The organism is Tardiphaga sp. 839_C3_N1_4 (assembly GCF_051811045.1).
GTDB lineage: Bacteria > Pseudomonadota > Alphaproteobacteria > Rhizobiales > Xanthobacteraceae > Tardiphaga.
The window spans coordinates 4725775-4748065 of record NZ_JBPWQD010000001.1; the positions used below are offsets into that span (position 1 = coordinate 4725775).

Genomic DNA, 22291 nt, shown 5'->3' on the forward strand with positions numbered 1-22291 from the left:
TCAGATGAGAAGATGAGAATCAGCCGTTCATGATGACTGTGATGCAGGGGGCGCTCGGCCTGGCTTCGGGCGCACTGGTCGGCTTCTCGCTCGGCCTGGTCGGTGGCGGCGGCTCGATCCTCGCTGTGCCGCTGATGGTCTATGTCGTCGGCGTGCCTGAGCCGCATGTCGCGATCGGCACCAGCGCCATTGCGGTCGCGGCCAATGCGGCGGTCAATCTCGGTAATCATGCGCGTGGCGGCAATGTGCACTGGTCCTGCGCGCTGGTGTTTGCTGCTGCAGGAATCGCCGGTGCGCTCGGAGGCTCGATTCTCGGCAAGCAGGTGGACGGGCAGAATTTGCTGGCGCTGTTTGCGGTCCTGATGCTGGTGATCGCCGTGCTGATGCTGAAGACGCGCGCCCAGGTCGGCGAGCACCGCGTCGAGATCAGCATGTCGAACACGCCTTCGCTGCTTGCGCTGGGTCTTGTCACCGGCGCGCTGTCCGGCTTTTTCGGGATTGGCGGTGGCTTTCTGATCGTGCCGGCGCTGATGGCGGCCACGGGCATGTCGATCATGAGCGCGATTTCGTCATCGCTGGTGGCGGTCACCGCCTTCGGTCTCACCACGGCATCGAGCTATGCCTGGTCCGGGCTGATCTCCTGGAAACTCGCGCTGGTGTTTATTCTGGGCGGTCTGCTCGGCGGACTGTTGGGAACCAGCCTGGCGCGGCATCTGTCGCTGCGGCGGGGCGCGTTGAATACCGTTTTTGCGTCTATCATTATCGTCGTGGCGCTCTATATGTTGGCCCGCAACATCTACATTACCTGAGCGCTGGCGCATGATGCGTCTTCGGAGAACATCATGACCGCCGCAATCCGCGATACCTCGAAGACCGCCACGACGCGCCGCGCGGCGCTCTGGCTTTTCGGTGGCGCCATGCTGCTCGGCGCGTCCGGCAAGGTGCTCGCGGCATCTGGTGCCGCCAAGGACGAAGATGTCCTCAACGAAGCTGCGGTACTCCGCGATCCGGACATCCCGGCGGCAGGCAACCCGAAGGGCGACATCACCATCGTCGAATATTTCGACTACCAATGCCCCTATTGCCGCAAGATCGCCCCCGACCTGCGCGCCTTGGTGAAGGAAGACGGCAAGGTTCGCCTGGTGTCGAAGGATTGGCCGATCCTGGGGCCGGTGTCGGTCTATGCGGCCCGTCTCGTGCTCGCTGCGAGATACCAGAACAAGTTCATCGAGGCGCAGGACGCCCTGATCAGCCTCGATACCAAACTGACGGAAGCGATCGCGCGCGACCGGCTCGCGAAGGCCGGCATCGATGTCGATCGCGCCGTCGCCGATCTGCAGAAAAATCAGGATGCGATCGTTGCCAAGCTGAAGCAGATCGATGAGCAGGCGACGGCTTTCGGTTTTAACGGCACGCCGTCCTTCATTGTCGGCAAGTTCCGCATTCCCGGCCCGATCACCAAAGAACAGTTCGTTCTCGCAATCGCCGATGCGCGTAAAGCCGCGGCCGCGAAGAAGTAAGCTTCAGCGGGTTCAAACAGAAAAATGCCCCCGCTCATCGGCGAGGGCATCTTTGATCGGCTTAACCAGTCTTCTCGTTGCTTACGACTTCACCTGCGAGGTCAGCTTGGCCCAATCCTGCTTGGTGCGCGTCTTCAGTGCTTCCCACTCATTGGCAGCAACATCCCAGTTGACGATCGTCCGGCGCTCCTGCGCCGTCTGGCCGTTCGCCACTGACGAGGTCGACATCGAATCGTAGATGTAAACGCCGACGCCCAGGATCAGTGCACCCAGGATCATTCCAAAAAACGTCCGCATAGCGGTAGCCTCCATTGAACCCAAACAACGCGACGTCCGGGGCTTTGGTTCCCGGTTGCATGGTGCGCTATTGCCGCAGCGCATTCATTGGCAGCATTGATCTTGCGGTCACGCCGTGGTGATCCTTGGGAATCATGACCGTTCATCTCACCGACCAGTCCGTGCTCGACGACGCCGTCATGGAGCTGGTGAAGCGCGACCCTCGGCTGAAACCGATCCTGGCCATGGCCGGGATGCCGACGCTTCGGCAACGTGCGCCGGGCTTCGAGGGGCTTGCGCAGATCGTCTGCGGGCAGCAGGTCTCGGTGGCATCGGCTTCGGCGATCTGGGGCCGCGTCTCCGGCGCCTTCTCGCCATTCGATCATCACGCCATCCGCAAGGCGCGCACCGATCGCCTGGGCCGGCTCGGCCTGTCAGCGGCGAAGATCAAGACGTTGAAGGCGCTGGCGCGCGAACTCGCCGAGGAGCGGTTGAATCTCGACGTGCTTGCCGAAGAAGACGCTGATGCCGCGCATAACACGCTGGTCGCATTGCACGGCATCGGGCCCTGGACGGCCGACGTCTATCTGCTGTTTTGTCTCGGTCATGGCGATGCATGGCCGGCAGGCGATGTCGCCATTCAGGAATCCATCAAGGTCGGGCTCGGTCTCAAGGAGCGCCCGACCGTGAAGCAGATGGCGCCGCTGGCAGAACCATGGCGTCCGCTGCGCGGTGCGGCGGCGCATCTGTGGTGGGCCTACTATCACGCCATCAAGAAGCGCGAAGGCGTGATCGGTAAGGTGACGACGTAGGACAGTCTGTCTTAAACGGCGTTTGAAACGGACGTTGTTTTAAACAACTCCGCTGTCGCAAAACAGACATTGGCGGCGGGAATGATCGCAGCAGCAAAACGCTGCGGAGTTCGAACATGAGTACATGCACGCAATTCAATATCGCTAAGAATGATTTTCAAGGCACGACGCTGGTGCAGATGTCGCTGCCGCGACTGGACGAACTGTCCGATGATTGCCTTCTGGTCGAGGTCGAACGCTTCGCCTTCACCGCAAACAATATCACTTATGCGATGCTGGGCGATGTCATGAAATACTGGCAGTTGTTCAAGGCGCCTGACGGCTTCGGCAATATTCCGGTCTGGGGTTTTGGCAGGGTGATCGCGTCGATGCACCCGCAGATCGCCGAAGGCGAGCGGCTGTTCGGCTATTTCCCGATGGCCTCGCATCTGGTGATCGAGGCCGCGGATGTCAGCAAACGCGGCCTGCGCGATGGCGCGGCGCATCGGCAGGGCGTGGCGCCGGTCTACAATGCCTATGCGCGGGTGACGGACGATCCGGCCTTTGCCGGGCGCAATGGCGACTATCAGGCGCTGCTGCGGCCGCTCTTCATGCTCTCGTTCCTAGTCGATGATTTTCTCGCCGAGGAGGCCTTCTTCAGTGCACGCACTGTCATTCTGTCCAGTGCCTCCAGCAAGACCGCCTTCGGTCTCGCGCATCTGCTGCACAGCAAGCGCAAGCCGATCCGTGTGATCGGTCTGACCTCGGCGGGGAATGCCGATTTCGTGCGGTCGCTCGGCTGCTACGACGATGTCGTGCTCTACGATCACATCGATTCGCTAGCCGCCGATCAACCGGTGGCCTTCGTCGATATGGCCGGCAATGCCGACCTACGCGGCCGGCTGCATCGGCACCTCAAGGACAAACTCGTTTATAGCGGGCGCGTCGGGCTCACCCATCAGGATGTAGCGGTGGATGAGGCGCTTCCGGGCGCCAAGCCCTCATGGTTCTTCGCGCCGGACCAGATCCGCAAGCGCGCCAAGGAATGGGGACCGGGCGGCATCGATAGCCGGTTCAACGCCGCGTGGGCGGGATTCCTGCCGCTGCTTGAACAGTCGCTCACGGTTGCCGAGAGCCGTGGCCCTGTCGCCGTCGAGAATGTCTATCGCGATACACTGGCCGGCCGGGTGCCGCCCGATCAGGGGCATATGTTGTCGCTCGCGGACGGCTAGTGGCGGACCGTCACATCTCGCCGAGGGCTTCGCGGCGGCGCTGTTCGGACTCTTCGGCATAGCGCCGTGTCGCGTGGGCTTCCGAGAGCGTGCCGAGCACGCGGTGGCTTTCGGCCTCGACCACCGCCAGCGATTCCGCTTCGGCGCCCTCGAATACCACCATGGCGTCGCGGATGTTCATGTCCGGATGCAGGACGACGTCGCGGCAATGCAGCAGGCTGTCGAGCCGGAACGCCGTCACGTCAGGCGAATGCGCTTCAGCGACGATGGCGAGGCCGACATAGCGGCCTTCGGGATCGACGGCGACGACCTGGGTCTTCGAGCCGAGCGGGAATTTCTCGCGGAATTCGTCGAGCGGCATGGTGGAGTCGACAGTCGGCACGTCCGGGCGGAGCAGGCGCTTGACGGTGAGATCGCGGATCCAGCCGACGTCCGCGGCGCTGCGGATGGTCTCGCCGCGCAGGTGCAGGCGCCATGTGGCGAAGGAGTAGCCGAACAGCTCCCGCGTCATCTGGGTGGAGATGATGACGGCGACCAGCACCGCGGTGGTGAGCCAGAGATTGCCGGTGGATTCGAGCGCGATGAAGGACATGGTGAGCGGGCCGCCGATTACCGAGGCCGATAGCGCGCTCATACCGATGATGGTGTAGACGGCGGGGTCGATGGTGAAGCCGGCGCCGATTGCATTGAAGCCGACCGCGAACAGATGACCGCCGAGCGCGCCGAGAAACAGCGTGGCAAAAAACAGCCCGCCACGAAAACCCGTCCCGAGCGAGACGATCGAGGCGAGGGTCTTCAGCGCCATCACAAACGCTACCAATGCGACCGGATAGGCTGTCATGCCGCCGAAATGCAGCGCACCGTGTCCGGAGGCCATGACCTGCGGCGTCAGCAGCGCCATCAACCCGACCAGCAGCCCGCCCAGCGCCGGACGCAGCGGCGGCCACAATTTGATTTTGGTGAGCAGCGCTTCGGTCCAGGCGACGACACGCATGATGCCGATACCGAAAGTCGCGGCGAAGACGCCGAGCAGGGCCGCCACTGCGAGATCATGACCGAGCACGTCGCCGAACCGGCCGGCAACGACGCCAAGCGACAGTGGATCGAAGGCATGGGCGACGAAATAGCCAATCACCGCGGCGATGCCGACCGGCATCAGGCTGGCGGACGTATAGCCGCCGATCACCAGTTCGAAGGCATAGAACGCGCCGGCCAGCGGCGCGCCGAATGCGCCGGCGATCGCGGCCGCCGCACCGCAGCCGACCATCACGCGCTGGTCGCCGCGACGCAGGTGGAAGGCACGCCCGATGGAGGCGCCGAGCCCGCTGGCGAGCTGGGTGTAGCCGGCCTCGAGGCCGACCGAGGCCCCGACGCCGCTGGACCACACGGTTTGCAGCGCGACGATGACGCTGCCGCGGAACGACATCCGCCCCCCATGGAGCGCGTTGGCCTCGATGGGGTCGACCTCGCGGGCCGGTCGCCAGCGCAACAGCAGCAGGAAGGCGACCCCCAGCAGCAGCCCGCCAAAGGTGGGAACCAGAATCGCGCGCACCGGATCGATCCAGAACTGGCTGGAGAGCCGCTGGCCCCATTCCAGATTGAACAACACGGCGTGAAGGACACTGACCGCAGCGCTCATGCCGGCCACCACGAGACCCCCGATCACGCCGATCAGCGCTGCCAGAATCGCAAGGCTGGTTTCATGCGCACGGACAAAGGCGCGCAGCCGTTGCGGGGCCTCGAGATAGCGGGAGGAAGGGACCATCGGGCAGCGTCCGGTATCTGCGGCCGCGAACCGGGCGCGCGCCACGGGGTTTAGCGGCAGGCGCTGCGACAGACCACCCGCAGTTCCCAGAAAAGCGACCCAACGCGGCGCTTTTGTGAGGGGATAAGGTCTGCCCTATGCCCTTCACAACCCTGTCACGCTGCCTGTAGTATGTGGAGACAGGTTGCTTCGCAGCCATATGTGGGGGTCAGGAGCGTTACTTGAACGCACATGTCTCGCAAGGCGGTTGGCCGGTTCTGGTCCTCAATGCGGACTTCCGGCCGCTGAGTTACTACCCACTGTCGCTGTGGTCGTGGCAAGACGCGATCAAGGCAGTGTTTCTCGACCGTGTGAATATCGTAGAGCACTACGATCACGCGGTGCGGAGTCCTTCGTTCGAATTTCAGCTACCCAGCGTGGTGTCGTTGAAGTCGTTCGTGAAGCCGACGACGCATCCCGCCTTCACCCGGTTCAACGTCTTCCTGCGCGATCGCTTTTCCTGCCAGTATTGCGGCTCGCATGACGATCTGACCTTCGATCATATCATCCCACGCTCAAAGGGCGGTCAGACCACCTGGGAGAACGTTGTTGCGGCGTGCTCTCCTTGCAATCTGCGCAAGGGCAATATGACGACTCAGCAGGCGCGCATGTTCCCGCGCCAGACGGCGTTCGCGCCGACGGTGCACCAGCTGCATCGCAACGGCCGGCTATTTCCGCCAAACTATCTGCACGGCAGCTGGCTGGACTATCTCTACTGGGATACGGAACTGGATCCGTAGGGCCGTCGGGCGCTACGCCAAGATCGCTATTCCTGCTTCAGCTCGAGCTTGCGGATGATATCGCCCCATTTGGTGATCTCTCCGAGCACATAGGTCTGGGAGTCGGTCACCGAACCGCCAACGGCCGCGAAGCCGATGCGGTCGAATTGTTCGCGAACACCTGCGTCTGCAAGCGTCTTGTTCACGTCGGCGTTGAGCTTGTCGATGACTGTCTGGGGCGTCTTGGCCGGCACCAGGAATGCCACCCAGGTTGCATCCTCGTCGTCACTCAGTCCGAGCTCGCGCGCGGTCGGGACATCCGGAAGCGATGCCATACGCTCGCGGCTTGTCACCGCCAGCGCCTTGACCTGTTTGCCCTTTACCAGCTCCATGGCCGCGGGCAAGGCGACACTGGCCAGAGGTGTGTGACCACCCATCACCGCGTTTAGTGCGGGACCTGCACCCGTGAATGGCGCATGCACGATGTTGGCCTTGGCGTTGAGCTTGAATATTTTTTCGGCCGACAGATGCGGCGTGGTGCCGACGCCGGCGGTGCCATAGGTGAAGTTTTCCTTGGCGGCAGAGGCGATCACCTCGCGCAGGGTCGATGCTGTGAGATTAGGCGCGCCGACGATCAGATTGGGCGTGGTCGCCGCGACCACCACGGTCTTGAATTCATCCGGCGAATAGCCGGCCTTTGCCGACAGGCTCGGATTGACGGCGAATGCGCTTGTTGTCACCAGCAGGGTATAGCCATTGGGTTCGGCCCTTGCAGCCGCGGCAGCGGCGATATTGCCCCCGGCACCACCGCGATTCTCGATAACGACGGGTTCGCGCCACAGGTCGTTCAGTTTCTGTCCGACAATGCGCGCGATGATATCGGCGGGGCCGCCGGGCGCGAAAGCGACGAGCAGGCGCACCGGCTGCGCCGGGTAGGGCTGCTGGGCGACGGTGGGACCGATCGCCGTCAGCAGCGCTGCGGTGATGACGACCGCGCTGGATGTGCGCTTGAAGAAGTGCGTCATGATATTCCTCCTCGATGTTTTTTTCGGGAGGCTTTTGCGCCTCCTCAACGGGGGTGGTTCAGAACACCTCGTCCTTGAACCACCGGCCCTGCGCTAGCGCGTATTCGGCAATCTCCATACGCGTGCCGATCCAGACATCGTCGCGCTTGCGCGCCAGCTTGATCATGGCGTCGTAAACCCACGCGCCTGCCGGCCGACCGAACACATGGGTATGCGCGGTGACATCGAGCATAAACGGTGCCGCGTCGGCCTGGCTTGCATTGTCGAGGATGGCGCGGAACTGATCGATCAGCGTCGCCGGCGCATTGCCGTAGCGGATGCTGTGCGGCAGATCGTTCACGTCCATCGTCAGCGGAATACCGACGATGCGCTGCTCCGGCGCATCTTTCTGCGTGATGATCGAGGGCAGGTCGTCGTCATTGCAGTCGCCAAACCAGACATAGCCTTCCTCAGCGAGCAGCTTTGGCGAAATCAGGCTTCCGGTGCCACGTGGGCTGATCCATCCTTTCGGACGTTCCCCGGTGACGGCGGCGATGAGGTCACCAGTGCGGCGGATATTGGCCCGCTCACCGGCCTCGTCGAAATAGACCGGGATGACATCCATGCCATAGGAATGCGCCACGATCTCGTGACCGGCGGCATGAAGCTCCTTCAGCACGGTCGGGTGGGTTTCGGCCAGCACGCCGTTGACCATGATGCTGGTCTTCACATCGTTTGCGGCAGCGATGCGCGTGAGGCGCTGGATGCCGCGCACGGCGCCGTAGCTTGCCCAGGAATGCGCGTTGGTATCGAAAAAGCCCGGCTGCAACACGTTGCCCATCGGCCCGATGCCCGGTGCCTTGCCGGGCGACCAGGCTTCGTAGGCCAGGTTGAAAACGATGCCGATGCGCGCGCCATTCGGCCAGCGAAAGTCCGATGACGCACGCTGCACGCGGAATGTCCGGGAGTCGCTCATGTTGTTGTCCTTGTTTTGGCGAGTGCGGTGCCGTGTCAGGCCACGATGCTATTGGACAGGATGCCGATGCCTTCGATCTCGGCTGTGACGCGATCTCCCTTGAGCAGGAAGCGCGGCGGCGTCATCGCATAGCCGACCCCGGACGGCGTTCCGGTGGCGATCACGTCTCCGGGCTCCAGCGTGAGACCGCGCGTCAGATGTTCGATGATGGCTGGGATATCGAAGATCATGCGGCTGGTGCGGCTGTCCTGGCGTACCTCGCCATTGACCGTGCTGAAGATCCTGATGTCGGCAACATTTGGCAGCGCGGACGCATGGACCACAACCGGCCCGAACGGGCAGGAGCGATCGAGGCCCTTGCCTTTGAACCACTGGCCGTAACGGCGTTGCATGTCGCGGCCGGTAATATCGTTGATGATCGAATAGCCGAACACATGATCGAAGGCGTTCTGCGCGGAAATGTTGCTGCCCGGCTTGCCGATGATGACGGCGAGCTCGACTTCGTAATCGAGCTGTTCGGTGACATTGGCATGCTGCGGAATGGTTTCACCTGAAGCGATCACGGCGGTCGGCGGTTTGGTGAAGAACTCCGGCACGCTTGGCAGCGGGGCGGGCGCCTTGCCCTGTGCGCGCATGCCTTCGTCGATATGATCCTTGTAATTGCGGCCAACGCAGAAAACGTTCTTCTTCGGCCGCGGGATCGGTGCCATCAGCGTCAGAGATGCCAGCGCAACAAGGTTCGCGGCATTCGCGGTGGATGCGAGATTACGCACGATGGCGAGCCCCGCTTCGCCGGCTTCGGCGAGATCGCCCACATGGCGCGGCGCGGAGGCCTGGCCTGCATCTGGCCACGCCTTCGTCAGATCGAGCATATTGTCATCGATCACGAGGCCCAGATGCGATCCGTCTGCGGCTGCAAAAGTCAGGAAGATCATGTGGTGGTCTCATTCTGTTCGTGGGGGTCAAATTCTTTCAACGACGCCGCTGCCTGGTCGCGCAGCAAACGGACATGCCGTCGTGCGAGCATTTCCGCGCGGTCGGGATCGCGCTGTGCGATCGCGTCGATGATGTCGTGGTGCTCATGAAACGATTGCGAGCCGCGATTGAGACGCTCGATAAAGCGCAGTCCCGCCATTTTCAGATGGCCGAATGAGTCCCATGTTTTGCCGAGCAGGGCGTTGCCGCTCTCTTTGATCATCAGCGCATGAAAGGCGGTGTTGGCAGCGGCATATTCGGCGGGGCGTGCCAGCGCGCCGGCTTCATCGAAATCGGCGAACACGGCCCGCAGGCGGAGCGCGACATCAGCCGCACCGTTGAGCGCCACTTCGCGTGCCGCCAGACCTTCCAGCATTTCTCGGATCGACAGCCATTCGAGATATTCCGGCAGCGATGTCGGCATCAGCCGTGCGCCGCGGCGCGGGCGAAACGTGATCAGCCCTTCCTGCTCGAGCCTGCGCATGGCCTCACGTACGGGCGTCCGGCTGACCCCGAGCTCTGCCGCAAGCTCCTCTTCGCGAAGCCGCAAGGGGGCCGTGAGGCCGGCCGCGCGCACCCCCAGCCGAACTTTCAGGGCCGTATAGACTTCGTCTCTCAGATAGGGCCTGGCGGCGATCGGGCTGATGCTCATAAATTTTGTATATGTATACAAAATCGATAAGTCTACGGTATTTCAATGCTGCGGCGCAGCGATTGTACCGAATGCGAGTGATTTGGATGATCTGTAACTGGGGCTGACAGATCTTTCGCCGGGTGCGGAGATGGCCGCTTTGCCGTCGTATCAGTATGGTCTCTGGCCTCTCGCTCGGTCCTGGATTGATGGGGCCAAACGATTTGCCCGGAGCTTCCGATGAGCGACATAGTCGTCGACGATATCGTTGTTCTGCTGCCGCCCCTGCTGCAGTCGCTCGAGGCGCTGCAATTCGTTGCGCGCAATCTGCATCCGCCGACTTTCGGTGCCGTCATGGAAGCGGTGGGCGAGCCCGATCAGGCGCTCAAGGCGGTGCGGGCAGAGCTCAACGCATGGCCGGATGATTTTAGCGATCTGCGGGCGCATCTCGATGCGGCGAGTGACGGGGCGCTGACGGCCTTTACCGGCCTGCGCGCCGCCCAGCAGCCCGGTGGCGATCTGCCGATGGTGTTTCGTGCATTGCGCCACGCCACGCGCGCGCAGGAATCGCTTTATGCCACGGTGGCGCGGCTGCCGCCTGTGAGTACGTTCTTTCTTCCGCCTGACGAGCGCGAGAACGCGGCACTGCTTGAACGACTGGCATTGCCTTCGGCAGAGAACACCGGCGTCATTCATGATGGTGAGCCCGGACGTCGCGGCGGTTTCTCGATGTATGTGCCGGAAACCTACACGCCGGATCGTGCCTGGCCGCTGGTGATGGCGTTGCATGGTGGCAGCGGCAACGGTCGGGCTTTCTTGTGGAGCTGGCTCGCCGATGCGCGCAGCTCTGGCGCGATACTCATCGCGCCGACGGCGATCGGCAGCACCTGGGCGCTGATGGGCGACGATGCCGATACGCCGAATCTTTCGCGCATTCTCGATCTGGTGCAGTCGCGCTGGCATATCGATCCCGCGCAATTGCTGCTGACCGGCATGAGCGATGGCGGCACCTTCTGCTATGTCAGCGGCCTCCGCGCCGAGTCGCCCTTCACCCATCTGGCGCCGGTGGCCTCGACCTTCCATCCGCTGATGGCGCAGTTCGCCGATGCAGATCGCCTGCGCGGCCTGCCGATCCATCTCGTCCATGGCCGTCTCGACTGGATGTTTCCGGTGCAGACCGCGCGCGAGGCACAGCATGCGCTTACGATCGCCGGCGCCGATGTCACCTATCGCGAGATCGACGATCTCAGCCACTGCTATCCGCGCGAGGTCAATGCGGTGCTGCTGGCGTGGCTCGCACAACGTCCCGGTGCGTAACCAAACGCCGCAGGGCCGCTAAGTTCACAGGCTGGACTTCCACGTCCGCCATCGGTTCTTATATGGCGGGGGCTACCCATCCCGGACAAAGGAGATTTTGCATGCCTTCACTGACCGAGTGGAAAGTGCCCCCGGGCGTGCAGCCGCGTGCTGAGGATTACGGGTTCGACCTCGAACAGGCGCTGGAGGCGGTGGTTGGGCTGCATTGCATCATCCCGGAAGATGCTTTCACGGCAGATACGCTCGGCACCGAGCGCGCCGGCAATGGCGTGCTGATCGGTGACGGCCTCATTCTCACCATCGGTTATCTCATCACCGAGGCCGAAACGATCTGGGTGCATCTCGGCGACGGCCGCGTGGTGCAGGGCACGGCGCTGGGCGTCGATCAGGAAAGCGGTTTCGGACTCGTGCAGGCGCTCGGCGAGATCGACATCGCGCCGCTGCCGCTCGGTGAGTCGGCGAGCGCGAAGATCGGCGATCGCGTGGTGGTCGGCGGCGTCGGCGGACGCACGCGGTCCGTGGCCGGCAAGATCGCCGCGACGCAGGAATTCGCCGGCTATTGGGAATACCTGCTCGACGACGCGATTTTCACGCATCCGGCGCATCCGAACTGGGGCGGTGCCGCCCTGATCAACGCCAAGGGTGAGCTGATCGGCATCGGCTCGCTGCAGATCGAGCGCGAGCACGGCGGCAAGAACGAGCATCTCAACATGATCGTGCCAATCGATCTGCTGAAGCCGGTCCTCGACGATCTCAAGACCTATGGTCGTGCCAACAAGCCGCCGCGGCCGTGGCTCGGGCTGTATGCCGCCGAGGTCGAGGACAAGGTCGTCGTGGTCGGGATCGCCAGGAAGGGCCCCGCGGCCCGGGCCGAGCTCAAGACCGGCGACGTGATTCTTGCCGTCAACGGTGAGGAGGTATCCGATTCCGTCGAATTCTATCGCGCACTCTGGGCGCTAGGTCCGGCCGGTGTCGACGTGCCGCTGACGCTCTATCGCGGTGGCGATACATTCGACGTCGAATTGGTATCGACGGACCGCTCGAAGATGCTGAAAGCTCCCCGGCTGCACTAACGCCACGATACATGCGCAATCGCGGCCTTGTCCTAGACATCAAGCGCACCGCAACATGCGCGGTGCGCTTGTGTCTCGACATGATCAGTGCGCGTGTCCGCCACCGGCAGGTGCCGACGCGCCGACGGCGTTGACATCGAGTTCGATGTCCACCTTGCCGGCCTTCTCGAACTGTAGCTGCACCCTCACCTTGTCGCCCTTGGCGAACGGCTTGGCGAGATCCATCAGCATCAGGTGATAGCCGCCGGGCTCGAGCTTCACGGTGGCGCCGGGCTTGATCTCGAGCCCCTCATTGAGCGGACGCATCTTCATCACGCCATCGGTCACGCTCATCTCATGCACTTCGATGCGGCTGCCGCCGGTGAATGTGCCCCCCAGGAGTTTGTCGCTGGTCTTGCCGTTGTTGGTGATGGTGAGATAGCCGCCGGCCACCTTGGCCGCGGGCGGTGTGGCACGCGTCCAGGGCGTCATGATCATCAGGTCGCCCGCATGGACCATGCCGGCCATCTGCGCCATTGCATCGTGTGGTGATGCCGCGGCAAGGCGCACGATCGGCGCCGGTGATTTCAGGCTGTGCGGATCCTGCCCCGCAGCCGGGATCTGCGCCCAGTCTTCCGAACCCTGCTCGCAGCTCTGCAGTGTCGGCAGATACAACGGTGCATCGGCCTTCAATGCGGCAGGCATATAGGCCGAGAATACGAACTCGTCGTAGAAGTCGTTGTCGAGCTTGCCGGTCCAGGTGATTTCCTTGACGCCCTCCGACGCTTTCATGCCGTGCATGAAATCGTAGGACTGCGCATAGGCGCCTTTCTTCACGGCGATGGTCCAGCCCGGCTTCGGCATCGGCTTCACCGCGATCATGCCTTCCGGAATCTGCACGGTGATCTTCGTCGTTGGCGAGGCGCCGCAGCCATGCGGCACGGCGAGCACCGCGCGATAGGAGCCGCCGACCGTGGCCGGACCGCTCTGCACGAAGACATGGGCGTAAGCAGGTGATGCCACTGCGCCCAGCGCGGCGAGAAGCAACAGCATGGAGCGGTTGGTCATGGAACGTCCTTTCGTGGATTGAAGCATAGCGGAATTCGTCATCTTCACCACCTCGCCTTGACGCCGGCATAGATGGCGCGGCCGGTGCCGGGTTCGAATAGCGGCGATGTCGCTGTGGCTTGATTGAGAATGCTGGCGGACGCGATGTAGCGGGTGTCGAGCACGTTGCGTGCTTCGATATAGCCCGAGTATGTGCCGCCATTGTCGACGCCGGCCTTCAGGCCGAGCAGCGCATAGGGTTCGGTCTTCAGCGTATTGGCGCTGTCGACATAGTAAGCTTCCGGCACCCATTCGAGATTGGGGCCGAGATAGAAGCCGTTGGCGTGCTTGTAGAGCAGTTCCGCGCGCAGATAATGACGGGGCGCGCCCGGCAGCAGGTTGTTGCCGAAAGTCGCGTCATTGTCGAAGCGGAAGTCGTTGAACGTATAGGCCACGTTGAGCCAGAGCTTGTCGGGCTGCGGCGAGGCGTCGAACATGCCCTTGAACACGGCGATGCCGAGGCCGGCCTCAATGCCCTGATGGATGGTGCGATCTGCATTCGAGACGTTGCAGCTTCCGTTGGAGCTGTAGATGCACTGTAACTCGTCCCTGATTTCCGCCCGGTAGCCGGTTAATTCCCAAGTCAGGTCAGGACGCCGACCGCGGGTCCCGATCTCATAGGTCGTTGCGCGCTGCGGCCGGATGCTGGTGAAGGGGATCATCGGATTGCTCGCGCCCGAACTGTCCCTGCCAGACACGCTCTCGCCGAAGCTCGGCACTTCGGCGCTGCGCGAGATGTTCGCATAGGCCTGCCATGTCGGGTCGATATTCCAGAGCAATCCGCCCTTCGGGCTCCACAGATTGAACTCGGTTGATCCCGATCCGTCGACCCCATTGGGCTTCAAACGATCCTGTCTGTCGCGCGTCGCATAAAGGAATTGCGTGCCACCAATGACAGCGACAGTCGGAAGGAAATAAAACGAATTCTCAGCATAGACCGAGGTGTTCTTCGATCGATCGATGAACGAGAATGTCAGTGCGCCCTTCTGGCCGGCGACGTTGACATACTGGTTGTTGTCGATCCGGCCATTGATCACATTGACGCCGGCGACAAACACGTTGCGATAGCCGCCGATATTGCGGTCGTCGGTCACTTTCGCGAAGCCGCCATAGTCCTGATAGCTGTAGTCCAGATACTGGAAGATCGGATGCATCAGGTGCCGATCGACGCCGAAGACGCCGAAATCGATCGTGGTGTTGTCGAGACGGATGGTTGTCTTGTTGGCGAGGCGCACGGTGTCGATATTGCGCTGCTGGTCGCCGGTGAGATTGCCTGCTGCTGCCGTCTCAGGAGAATTCAGTGCCGACGCCTTGCTCACCGAGCCTGGAATGCGCTGACGTACGCTGTTGGCATTGAGATAGAAGCGGGTCTCGAAATCCGGCGAGAACTGGTAGCCGACATTGCCGCTGACGCGTGTTGCCTCGCCACTGCTGTGATCGCGGAAGCCATCGGCGGACTGCGTCGAGGCCGTGATAAAACCATCCCACGGACCATTGGCGCCGCCGGCGTTGGCCTGCAGGCGGCGGAAGCCGAAGGCACCCATGTCGATCGACGCGCCGTTCGGAAAAGGATCGCGGCCGGTGGGCGTCACGAAATTGATCGCGCCGCCGAGTGAATTGGCGCCAAAGCGCAATGCGTTGCCGCCCTTGAACACCTCGACATATTTATAGGCGGTCGGGTCGATCTCCTGGAAATCGCCATAGCCGTCGGCAGTGTTGATCGGGATGCCGTCCATATAGAGCTGCACGCCGCGCAGATGGAAATTGCGCGACAGGCTCGATCCGCGGATCGACAGCCGGGTATCGTCGCCCCATTTCGGCTGCGCGAACACGCCCGGCACATAATCGAGGATGTCCTTGATGGTGTTCGACGGCGTCGATGTTCGCCACGCATCCGCCGTCACCAGCGCGACGCCGCCGGGCGTCTGCTGGATCTCGCGGAGTGCCTGCTGGGCGGTGAGCACTGTAAGGGCGCCTGGGACGCTCGGGGCCTGCGCGCCGACAGGTGCTGGCGTTGCCGCAGGAGCGGTACGCGCCGCGCGGGCGTTCGGCGCAATTTGAGTTTGGCGTGGTTTGCGCGCGGCGGCAGCGCGCTGCTGTGCGGGCGCATCGACAGTGACCGCCGGAAGCGATGTGAAGGGGGTCGATTGGGCTGATGCCGCGCCTGAGATGAGCGTGGCTGCGGATGCGAGCAGGACGCTGCGCAGCCGCATGGAAACGGATAGCATGAGGAAAACTCCACCGGGATTGAACTGAGATACGCGCACGCTGATGCGCGGCGTCTGACGGCGTGGAACGTCAGCTCAGGCGCGGTGGCGCGCGGGCCCGGTGGTCGGAGGTTGCGGCTTCCGCAACGATGCGATCGTCGAGGGCAGCCACGGGAGCGATCGCGATGGCGATGCGCGAGACGAGGAAAGTCGCGGAGGCAGGGGGGGCACCCGGCGCATGGGTGCCGACGCAGATCGGGCAATGCACCGCCGGAGCGCCGGTGGTCTTGCCGGCGTCGTCAGGGGAGGCGGCAAGGTCGGGATGGGTAAGGCAGAGCTCGAAGCCTGCGGCCTGCGCAGTCGGCGAGATCGCGGCGAGCAACAGGCTGGACAGCACGACATTGAGCACAAGCGCATAGGCAGCGGCCAAAGATGCCACGGCCCCAAACCAGCGTTTGCGCGAAACATGTGTCACGGGAACGATCCTCGCCTCCCGATTAACACGGGGACGGAACCTGTCAAAGCCGTTCGTGACCGGATTCGTTGATCCAGGTCAGAGAACCACGATGCCGGAATGCTTCGCCTTGTCGTCGGGTTCGACATGGATGGTGATCAGAGCCTCGCCGATCTCCTGGCGGATCGCGGTCTCGAGCTTGTCGCAAATGTCGTGCGCGGCGCTCACGGTGGTCGATCCTGCAACCACCAGATGGAAATCGATAAAGGTCATGCTGCCGGCGCGGCGGGTGCGCAGGTCATGCGCCTCGATGGCGCCGTCGGCATGGGCCGATATGGTCTGCTTGATGCTTGAGAGCATGGCTGGCGGGATGGCCTCGTCCATCAATCCGCTGAGCGACTCCTTCATCAGGCCCCAACCTGCCCACAGGATGTTAAGCGCGACGAGCGCCGCAAGGATGGGATCGAGAATGGCGATGCCCGACAGTGCCGCTACTCCGACGCCGCCGAGAACACCGATCGAAGAATACACGTCGGACAATAGATGGCGGCCGTCTGCTGCGAGAGCCGGTGAGCGATGGATGCGACCTTGCCTGATGAGTACCCATGCCCAACCTGCATTGATGACGCTCGCCGCTGCGTTGAGGAGCAGCCCGACCCAGGGCGCTTCGACGAGGCGCGGCACCAGATAGCTTTGATAGGCTTCGCGCAGGATCAGGATCGCGGCGAGCACGATCAGCACGCCTTCGAGCACGGCCGAGAAATATTCAGCCTTATGATGCCCGTACGGATGATCGTCGTCTGCCGGTTTCGCGCTCAGCGTGGTTGCAAGCAAGACGACGATGGCCGTCACGACATTGACGATGCTTTCAATCGCATCGGACAGCAGTGCGACGCTGCCGGTCAGATGATAGGCAGCGTATTTCATACCGAGGACCAGCAGGCCAACGGCAATGCTGCCTTGCGCAAGACTGCGAACGCTTGTCATCTGAAGATCTCGTTGGGGTAACGCGAAGTCTCACGCGGCTGTGTGCTCTAATATGCCGATCACAACGATGCAAGCCGTGAAATCCAGCTGCAAGTGCTTCGCATTATAAGGCGCGTGTACTTCATCGAACACATTGTCCTTCCAGCGGACATGATATCGATGTCCTTCCAGCGGACATGATATCGATGTCCTTCCAGCGGACATGATATCGATCTCGTCATGCGCGTGGCGTTTGTAGGGGTCATCCGCGCATTGATAGTTGCGGGACGACATCGTGCGGAATCGTGTCGTCATGGCGCGGTCCTCAATGTCGTCGGCCTCAACAGGGCCGGTGAGACCCATGGTGGAATGATCCGGCACGCATCGGCGGGCCTAGCTGCTGCGGTTCCGAGGGCAGGCTCGCGCTGCGCGCCGGCCGACCCTCAAAGGCGATCGATCAACCTGAGGTTATTCGTGAGCCTGCGTGGCTGTGGCGCGATCACCACAGCGGCGCGCAAAGTGCGGCGCAGAGCTGTTCCATGAGCGAAATGACACGCTGTTGAGCCTGATTTGATCGCTCAGCCCTGTATGAGGTGCGGGTCGTCCGCGTTGGACGCGTTGCAGCAAGGGTTGGGAATGACAGGTTTTGGTGGATCACGCGGGCTGCGCCTTCTGGCGCTTTTGATGTTGCCCGCTGTGCTGGCAGGATGTGCAAGCAGCGGGGGGATGGTGTCGTCCACCGGCTTTGGCGGTCCGTCCGCCAGCTATGCCGAGTTGAATGACGGCGAGCACACGCTGCCGGCCATCGACGTCTCCGCGATCGATTCGGCGATGCTGCGTCAGCGCGTCGCTTACCGCACCAAGGAACCCGTCGGCACCATCGTGGTGGATACGGCCGCGCGACATCTCTATCTCGTGGAAGGCGATGGCAAGGCGATGCGCTACGGCATCGGCGTCGGCAAGGCCGGCCTGGCTTTCGCCGGCGCTGCCGTGATCAAGCGCAAGGCCGAGTGGCCGCATTGGACCCCGACGGAAAACATGATGAACCGCGAACCCGCGCGCTATCGCAAGATGGCGGGCGGCATGGAAGGCGGCATCGACAATCCACTCGGGCCACGCGCGATGTATCTCTATCAGGGCGACCGCGACACCATGTTCCGCATTCACGGCACCACCGAGCCCGAGACCATCGGCCATGCCGTCTCAAGCGGCTGCATCCGGTTGATGAATCAGGACGTCGTTGATCTCTATAATCGCGTGAAGATCGGTAGCCGCGTGGTGGTGATCCAGAGCGGTCGCGCCGAGTCCTGAGACGCGTCGTCAACCGAGAATTCAAAACGCCGGGTGTCTCTGATACCCGGCGTTTTACGTTCAGTGCCGCGAATTTTGCCATAGCCGGTTTCGTTGCACCGTCTTATGGTGCATTTTATATTGAATACATCTTTTGATTGTTTTTGAGTGATCGCGAGGCCCAGATGTCTTTCCGCGAAGATAACAGTGCGTATGAGGATTGGCTGCGTGACCAGTGCCACGTCGTGGAAAAGGATCTCAGGCTCAAGCACAGGCTGATGCGCGAGGATTCCTTCGTCTTTTTGCGTGGGACGTATTTCCGGTGGGCAAGGAAGGTCGAAGAACTCTGCCCGACTTTATGTGACGCGCCGCATGTTCTCTGCGTCGGAGACGTGCATCTCGAGAATTACGGGACCTGGCGCGATGCCGAAGGGCGTCTCGTATGGGGCATCAACGATTTCGATGAGGCGGCGAAGATGCCGTATCTGTTCGATCTCGTTCGTCTTGCGACCAGCGCGCAGCTCGCGCCGGGCATGAAGCTTGGGCGAGCGGCGATCTCGCGTGCCATTCTCGCCGGCTACCGCAAAGGCCTTACCGATCCGCATCCGGCACTCTTGGATCAACGCGAATTCTGGATGCGGCCCTATGCCGTTCGCGCACGCAAGAAGCCGGCGAAGTTCTGGAACGAGGTGAAGAAGTATCCGACCGCCAAGCCGCTTGCAAAGGTCGTCCAGGCACTGAAAAAGTCGCTGAAGGGCGCAACGATCGAGAGATTTGGCAGCCGTGTCGCGGGCACCGGCGGCCTCGGCCGGCCACGATACGTGGCCGTCGCTACTGCGGAAGGCGGTTTCTGCCTGAGGGAGGCAAAGGCGCTCGTCCCTTCGGCATGGCTTTGGGCACATGGTAGCAAGTCGAGCATTGCGCATCTTCACGCCCTGGCGTTTGGACGCTATCGCGCGCCGGATCCGTTTCTGGCCATAGACGGCAAGTTCGTGATCCGCCGGCTTGCGCCGGACTCCCGGAAGATAGAACTCGGCAAGAGTCCGGGCGCCGAACTGGCCAAACTGACCACGCAGCTATTGAATGCGATGGGGCAGGACCTTGCCGCCATCCATGCCGCGGGCAGGATCGGCGCAAAAGTTTTGCGCGCCGATCTTAAAAAGCGCCCTCCGGGATGGCTCGGCAAGGCTGCCAAAACCATGTCTGAACTGGTCGAAAGCGACTACCACGCCTGGAAAAAGTGACGAGCCGCGGCAGTCGTTCCGATCTCACACAAGCCCGCCATTGGCGCGCAGCACCTGGGCGTTGATCCAGCCGCCCTCAGGGCCGACCAGGAAAGCAACGGCATTGGCGATGTCTTCGGGTGTGCCGAGACGCTCCATTGGCGTCGCCTTGGCGAAACGCTCGATCAGTTCCGGTGACTTGCCATTGAGGAACAGGTCGGTTGCGGTCGGGCCGGGCGCGATGGCGTTCACGGTAATCGAGCGGCCACGCATCTCCTTGGCCATGATGCCCGTCATGGTTTCGACCGCAGCCTTGGTGGCGGCATAGATGCCGTAGCTCTCAAGCTTGGTGCCGACGACGCCAGTGGAGAAGTTCACGACCCTGCCGCCATCGCGCAGCCGCTTGGCGGCTTCGCGCATGGTGTTGAACGTGCCTTTCAGATTGACCGCGATCTGCTGGTCGAATGACGCATCGTCAGCATTGGCGAATGTGGCGAGCTTCATGATGCCGGCATTGTTGATCAGCACGTCGATGCCGCCGAAGGCGGTCTCGGCGGCATCGAACATCCCGCGCACCGCGGCGGGATCGCTGACATCGGCCTTGGCGGTCAGCGCGCGGCCACCCGCGGCTTCGATCTTTTGTGCGACAGCCTCGGCCAGCGCGGCATTGCCGGAGTAATTGACGATGACCGTGAAGCCATCACGGCCCAGTCGCTCGGCGATGGCTGCGCCGATGCCGCGGGATGCGCCCGTCACGATGGCTACCTTGCTGGATTGGTTGGTCATTTCGCTTCTCCTCGATAAGACGGCCGCTGGCAGCGTCGTTCTGATGGAAGAAACTTAGGTCATTCCATTTTCCGGATAATGATGCATTATCTGGCATCACAATCCGGATTTAGCGAACAAATCGATGGACCGTTTCGAGACAATGCGGGTGTTCACCCGGGTGGTGGAGCGGCGCAGCTTTACGGCTGCTGCGGCGGATCTCGGCCTGCCGCGGTCGACCGTGACCGATGCCGTCAAGCAGATCGAGGCGCGGCTCGGCGTGCGGTTACTCGAGCGCACCACGCGGTTGGTGCGGCCGACGCTGGACGGCGAGGCCTATCACCAGCGCTGCCTGACGCTGATCGCCGATCTTGAAGACGCCGAAAGCGCGTTCTGCGGCGCCAAGCCGAAAGGGCCGTTGCGGGTGGATATGAATGGCACGCTGGCGCGCAATTTCGTGCTGCCGCATCTGCCGGACTTTCTCGCCGAATATCCTGATATCCAACTCTATCTCAGCGAGGGCGATCGGCTGGTCGATCTGATCCGCGAGGGCATCGACTGCGTGGTGCGTGTCGGCGAGCTCCGCGACAGCGATATGGTGGCGCGCCGGCTGACCATGATGGACGAAGTCACCTGCGCCGCGCCGTCCTATCTCGCGCGCATGGGCGTGCCCTTGTCCATCGATGCGCTCGAAGGCCATCGGATGGTCGGCTATCACTCCTCGGCGACGGGCGCGGTGCTGCCGCTGGAATTTCAGGATAGCGGCGCGCTGCGTCTTGTCTCCTTGCGGGTGGCGATCACGGTGAACAGCGCCGATAACTACGCGGCGATGGCGAAGCTCGGCTTCGGTCTGGTGCAGGTGCCGCGCTATCGCATCAAGGATGAACTCGCCGATGGCACGCTCGTCGAGGTGCTGCCGCAATATCCGCCGACACCGTCGCCAGTGTCATTGCTTTATCCGCGCAACCGCCAGCTCTCGCCGCGGGTGCGCGTGTTCATGGACTGGCTGACGCGTGCTTTTGCGCGCGACCTCATTTAGTGAAACCTGCGATGGCCCCTGTTTTTCGCTTCGCGCCCAGCCCCAACGGCTATCTGCATCTCGGCCATGCCTATTCGGCGCTGCTGAATTTCGATCTGGCGCGCGAGGCCGGTGGCCGGTTGCTGCTGCGGATCGAGGATATCGATGCCACGCGCTGCCGGCCGGAATTCGAGGCGGCGATCTACGAGGATCTCGCCTGGCTCGGCATCGCCTGGGAGATGCCGATACGGCGACAGTCGCAGCATTTCGCCGACTACCGCGCCGCGACCGAGCGGCTCGCCGCCATGGGACTGCTCTATCCGAGCTTCGAGAGCCGCACCGAGATCGCGCGCATGATCGCGGCCGAAGAAGCGAAAGGCTCATGGCCGCGCGATCCCGATGGTGCGCCTCTCTATCCCGGCATTGCCAGATCGTTGTCGCCACAAGCCGTCGCCGAACTCAAACAGGCGGATGCTCCGATGGCGCTGCGGCTCGATATGGCCAAGGCTATTGCGGCCAGCGGTTCGCTCACATGGACCGAGCAGGACACGGGTCCGGGCGGCGAGACGGGTGCCGTCACCGCGCAGCCAGGTGCGTGGGGCGATGTAATTCTGGCCCGCAAGGAAACGCCGACCAGCTATCATCTCTCGGTGGTCATCGACGATGCGCTGCAGGGAGTGACCCATGTGGTGCGCGGCCAGGATCTGTTCTGGTCGACCAGCGTGCACCGGCTGTTGCAGCAACTGCTCGGCCTGCCGCAACCGGTCTATCGGCATCATTTGCTCGTGCGCGATGGCACCGGTGCCAAACTGTCGAAGTCGACCGGTTCCACCAGCCTGCGTGAGTTGCGGGCCGGGGGCGCTACACCAGCGGATATCCGCCGCATGGTCGGGCTGCCTGACCCGTCTGCCGCAAGTTAGCCGCAAGCGCGCCGCAAGAAATTCGCAAGCCGGACCAGGCCCGC

23 protein-coding genes are annotated in these 22291 nt (G+C 62.6%); 11 read left to right on the top strand and 12 right to left on the bottom strand.

Annotated features, from left to right (window positions below):
• Nucleotides 1–29 precede the first annotated feature (29 nt).
• Complete coding sequence (locus AB8A38_RS22590) at nucleotides 30–809, top strand: sulfite exporter TauE/SafE family protein (RefSeq protein WP_068729255.1); 780 nt, start codon at nucleotides 30–32, stop codon at nucleotides 807–809.
• A gap of 33 nt (nucleotides 810–842) precedes the next feature.
• On the top strand, nucleotides 843–1520 hold the full coding sequence (locus AB8A38_RS22595) for a DsbA family protein (RefSeq protein ID WP_439087469.1): 678 nt from the start codon (nucleotides 843–845) through the stop codon (nucleotides 1518–1520).
• Nucleotides 1521–1601: 81 nt separating this feature from the next.
• Here AB8A38_RS22595 and AB8A38_RS22600 read toward each other — a convergent pair whose 3' ends face one another.
• The gene (locus tag AB8A38_RS22600) at nucleotides 1602–1817 is read right to left on the bottom strand and encodes a hypothetical protein (protein WP_439087470.1); all 216 of its coding nucleotides are present in this window, start codon (nucleotides 1815–1817) and stop codon (nucleotides 1602–1604) included.
• A 134-nt stretch (nucleotides 1818–1951) separates the two neighbouring features.
• Between AB8A38_RS22600 and AB8A38_RS22605 the strand changes: the two genes are divergently transcribed.
• Nucleotides 1952–2608, top strand: a complete 657-nt coding sequence (locus tag AB8A38_RS22605; RefSeq protein WP_315844025.1) for a DNA-3-methyladenine glycosylase family protein — start codon at nucleotides 1952–1954, stop codon at nucleotides 2606–2608.
• Nucleotides 2609–2724: 116 nt separating this feature from the next.
• A complete protein-coding gene (locus tag AB8A38_RS22610) occupies nucleotides 2725–3819 on the top strand; it encodes a DUF2855 family protein (RefSeq protein ID WP_439087471.1) in 1095 nt (364 codons plus the stop codon).
• Nucleotides 3820–3829: 10 nt separating this feature from the next.
• Here AB8A38_RS22610 and AB8A38_RS22615 read toward each other — a convergent pair whose 3' ends face one another.
• The gene (locus tag AB8A38_RS22615) at nucleotides 3830–5584 is read right to left on the bottom strand and encodes a chloride channel protein (protein ID WP_439087472.1); all 1755 of its coding nucleotides are present in this window, start codon (nucleotides 5582–5584) and stop codon (nucleotides 3830–3832) included.
• Between the two features lie 221 nt (nucleotides 5585–5805).
• Between AB8A38_RS22615 and AB8A38_RS22620 the strand changes: the two genes are divergently transcribed.
• A complete protein-coding gene (locus AB8A38_RS22620) occupies nucleotides 5806–6363 on the top strand; it encodes an HNH endonuclease (protein ID WP_089267641.1) in 558 nt (185 codons plus the stop codon).
• A 26-nt stretch (nucleotides 6364–6389) separates the two neighbouring features.
• Here AB8A38_RS22620 and AB8A38_RS22625 read toward each other — a convergent pair whose 3' ends face one another.
• Genes AB8A38_RS22625 through AB8A38_RS22640 form a run of 4 tightly spaced genes read right to left on the bottom strand, consistent with a single transcriptional unit; the run spans nucleotide 6390 to nucleotide 9949 of the window.
• The gene (locus AB8A38_RS22625; protein ID WP_439087473.1) at nucleotides 6390–7367 is read right to left on the bottom strand and encodes a tripartite tricarboxylate transporter substrate-binding protein; all 978 of its coding nucleotides are present in this window, start codon (nucleotides 7365–7367) and stop codon (nucleotides 6390–6392) included.
• A gap of 58 nt (nucleotides 7368–7425) precedes the next feature.
• Entirely contained in the window at nucleotides 7426–8322 is an 897-nt protein-coding gene (locus AB8A38_RS22630; protein WP_439087474.1) for a polysaccharide deacetylase family protein, read from the bottom strand.
• A 35-nt stretch (nucleotides 8323–8357) separates the two neighbouring features.
• Complete coding sequence (locus tag AB8A38_RS22635; RefSeq protein WP_439087475.1) at nucleotides 8358–9257, bottom strand: fumarylacetoacetate hydrolase family protein; 900 nt, start codon at nucleotides 9255–9257, stop codon at nucleotides 8358–8360.
• Entirely contained in the window at nucleotides 9254–9949 is a 696-nt protein-coding gene (locus AB8A38_RS22640) for a GntR family transcriptional regulator (RefSeq protein ID WP_439087476.1), read from the bottom strand. Before AB8A38_RS22640 ends, AB8A38_RS22635 begins: the two co-directional genes overlap by 4 nt.
• A 219-nt stretch (nucleotides 9950–10168) precedes the next feature.
• Between AB8A38_RS22640 and AB8A38_RS22645 the strand changes: the two genes are divergently transcribed.
• Together AB8A38_RS22645 and AB8A38_RS22650 are read left to right on the top strand one after the other, a co-directional pair.
• Nucleotides 10169–11245 (top strand): phospholipase, encoded by a 1077-nt coding sequence (locus AB8A38_RS22645; RefSeq protein ID WP_439087477.1) that lies wholly within the window; start codon nucleotides 10169–10171, stop codon nucleotides 11243–11245.
• 101 nt (nucleotides 11246–11346) lie between these two features.
• A complete protein-coding gene (locus tag AB8A38_RS22650) occupies nucleotides 11347–12318 on the top strand; it encodes a S1C family serine protease (protein ID WP_439087478.1) in 972 nt (323 codons plus the stop codon).
• Between the two features lie 84 nt (nucleotides 12319–12402).
• Here the strand turns inward: AB8A38_RS22650 and AB8A38_RS22655 are convergent, their stop codons facing one another.
• The 5 genes from AB8A38_RS22655 to AB8A38_RS22675 form a co-directional block, all read right to left on the bottom strand.
• Nucleotides 12403–13365, bottom strand: a complete 963-nt coding sequence (locus AB8A38_RS22655; protein ID WP_439087479.1) for a DUF1775 domain-containing protein — start codon at nucleotides 13363–13365, stop codon at nucleotides 12403–12405.
• A gap of 44 nt (nucleotides 13366–13409) precedes the next feature.
• Nucleotides 13410–15632 (bottom strand): TonB-dependent receptor family protein, encoded by a 2223-nt coding sequence (locus AB8A38_RS22660; RefSeq protein WP_439087480.1) that lies wholly within the window; start codon nucleotides 15630–15632, stop codon nucleotides 13410–13412.
• A 70-nt stretch (nucleotides 15633–15702) separates the two neighbouring features.
• A complete protein-coding gene (locus AB8A38_RS22665) occupies nucleotides 15703–16086 on the bottom strand; it encodes a DUF2946 family protein (RefSeq protein ID WP_133246777.1) in 384 nt (127 codons plus the stop codon).
• Nucleotides 16087–16164: 78 nt separating this feature from the next.
• Complete coding sequence (locus AB8A38_RS22670; RefSeq protein ID WP_439087482.1) at nucleotides 16165–17052, bottom strand: cation diffusion facilitator family transporter; 888 nt, start codon at nucleotides 17050–17052, stop codon at nucleotides 16165–16167.
• A gap of 30 nt (nucleotides 17053–17082) precedes the next feature.
• Nucleotides 17083–17346 carry a hypothetical protein gene (locus AB8A38_RS22675; RefSeq protein ID WP_439087483.1) on the bottom strand — a complete coding sequence of 88 codons (264 nt, stop codon included), beginning with the start codon at nucleotides 17344–17346 and terminating at the stop codon, nucleotides 17083–17085.
• Between the two features lie 411 nt (nucleotides 17347–17757).
• Between AB8A38_RS22675 and AB8A38_RS22680 the strand changes: the two genes are divergently transcribed.
• Nucleotides 17758–18342 carry a L,D-transpeptidase gene (locus AB8A38_RS22680; protein WP_439087485.1) on the top strand — a complete coding sequence of 195 codons (585 nt, stop codon included), beginning with the start codon at nucleotides 17758–17760 and terminating at the stop codon, nucleotides 18340–18342.
• Between the two features lie 164 nt (nucleotides 18343–18506).
• Entirely contained in the window at nucleotides 18507–19565 is a 1059-nt protein-coding gene (locus AB8A38_RS22685) for a DUF2252 family protein (protein WP_439087486.1), read from the top strand.
• 24 nt (nucleotides 19566–19589) lie between these two features.
• Here the strand turns inward: AB8A38_RS22685 and AB8A38_RS22690 are convergent, their stop codons facing one another.
• Nucleotides 19590–20330 (bottom strand): SDR family oxidoreductase, encoded by a 741-nt coding sequence (locus tag AB8A38_RS22690; protein WP_439087487.1) that lies wholly within the window; start codon nucleotides 20328–20330, stop codon nucleotides 19590–19592.
• Between the two features lie 124 nt (nucleotides 20331–20454).
• Between AB8A38_RS22690 and AB8A38_RS22695 the strand changes: the two genes are divergently transcribed.
• On the top strand, nucleotides 20455–21348 hold the full coding sequence (locus AB8A38_RS22695; RefSeq protein ID WP_439087489.1) for a LysR family transcriptional regulator: 894 nt from the start codon (nucleotides 20455–20457) through the stop codon (nucleotides 21346–21348).
• Nucleotides 21349–21359: 11 nt separating this feature from the next.
• On the top strand, nucleotides 21360–22247 hold the full coding sequence (gluQRS, locus tag AB8A38_RS22700) for a tRNA glutamyl-Q(34) synthetase GluQRS (protein ID WP_439087490.1): 888 nt from the start codon (nucleotides 21360–21362) through the stop codon (nucleotides 22245–22247).
• Nucleotides 22248–22291: the final 44 nt, after the last annotated feature.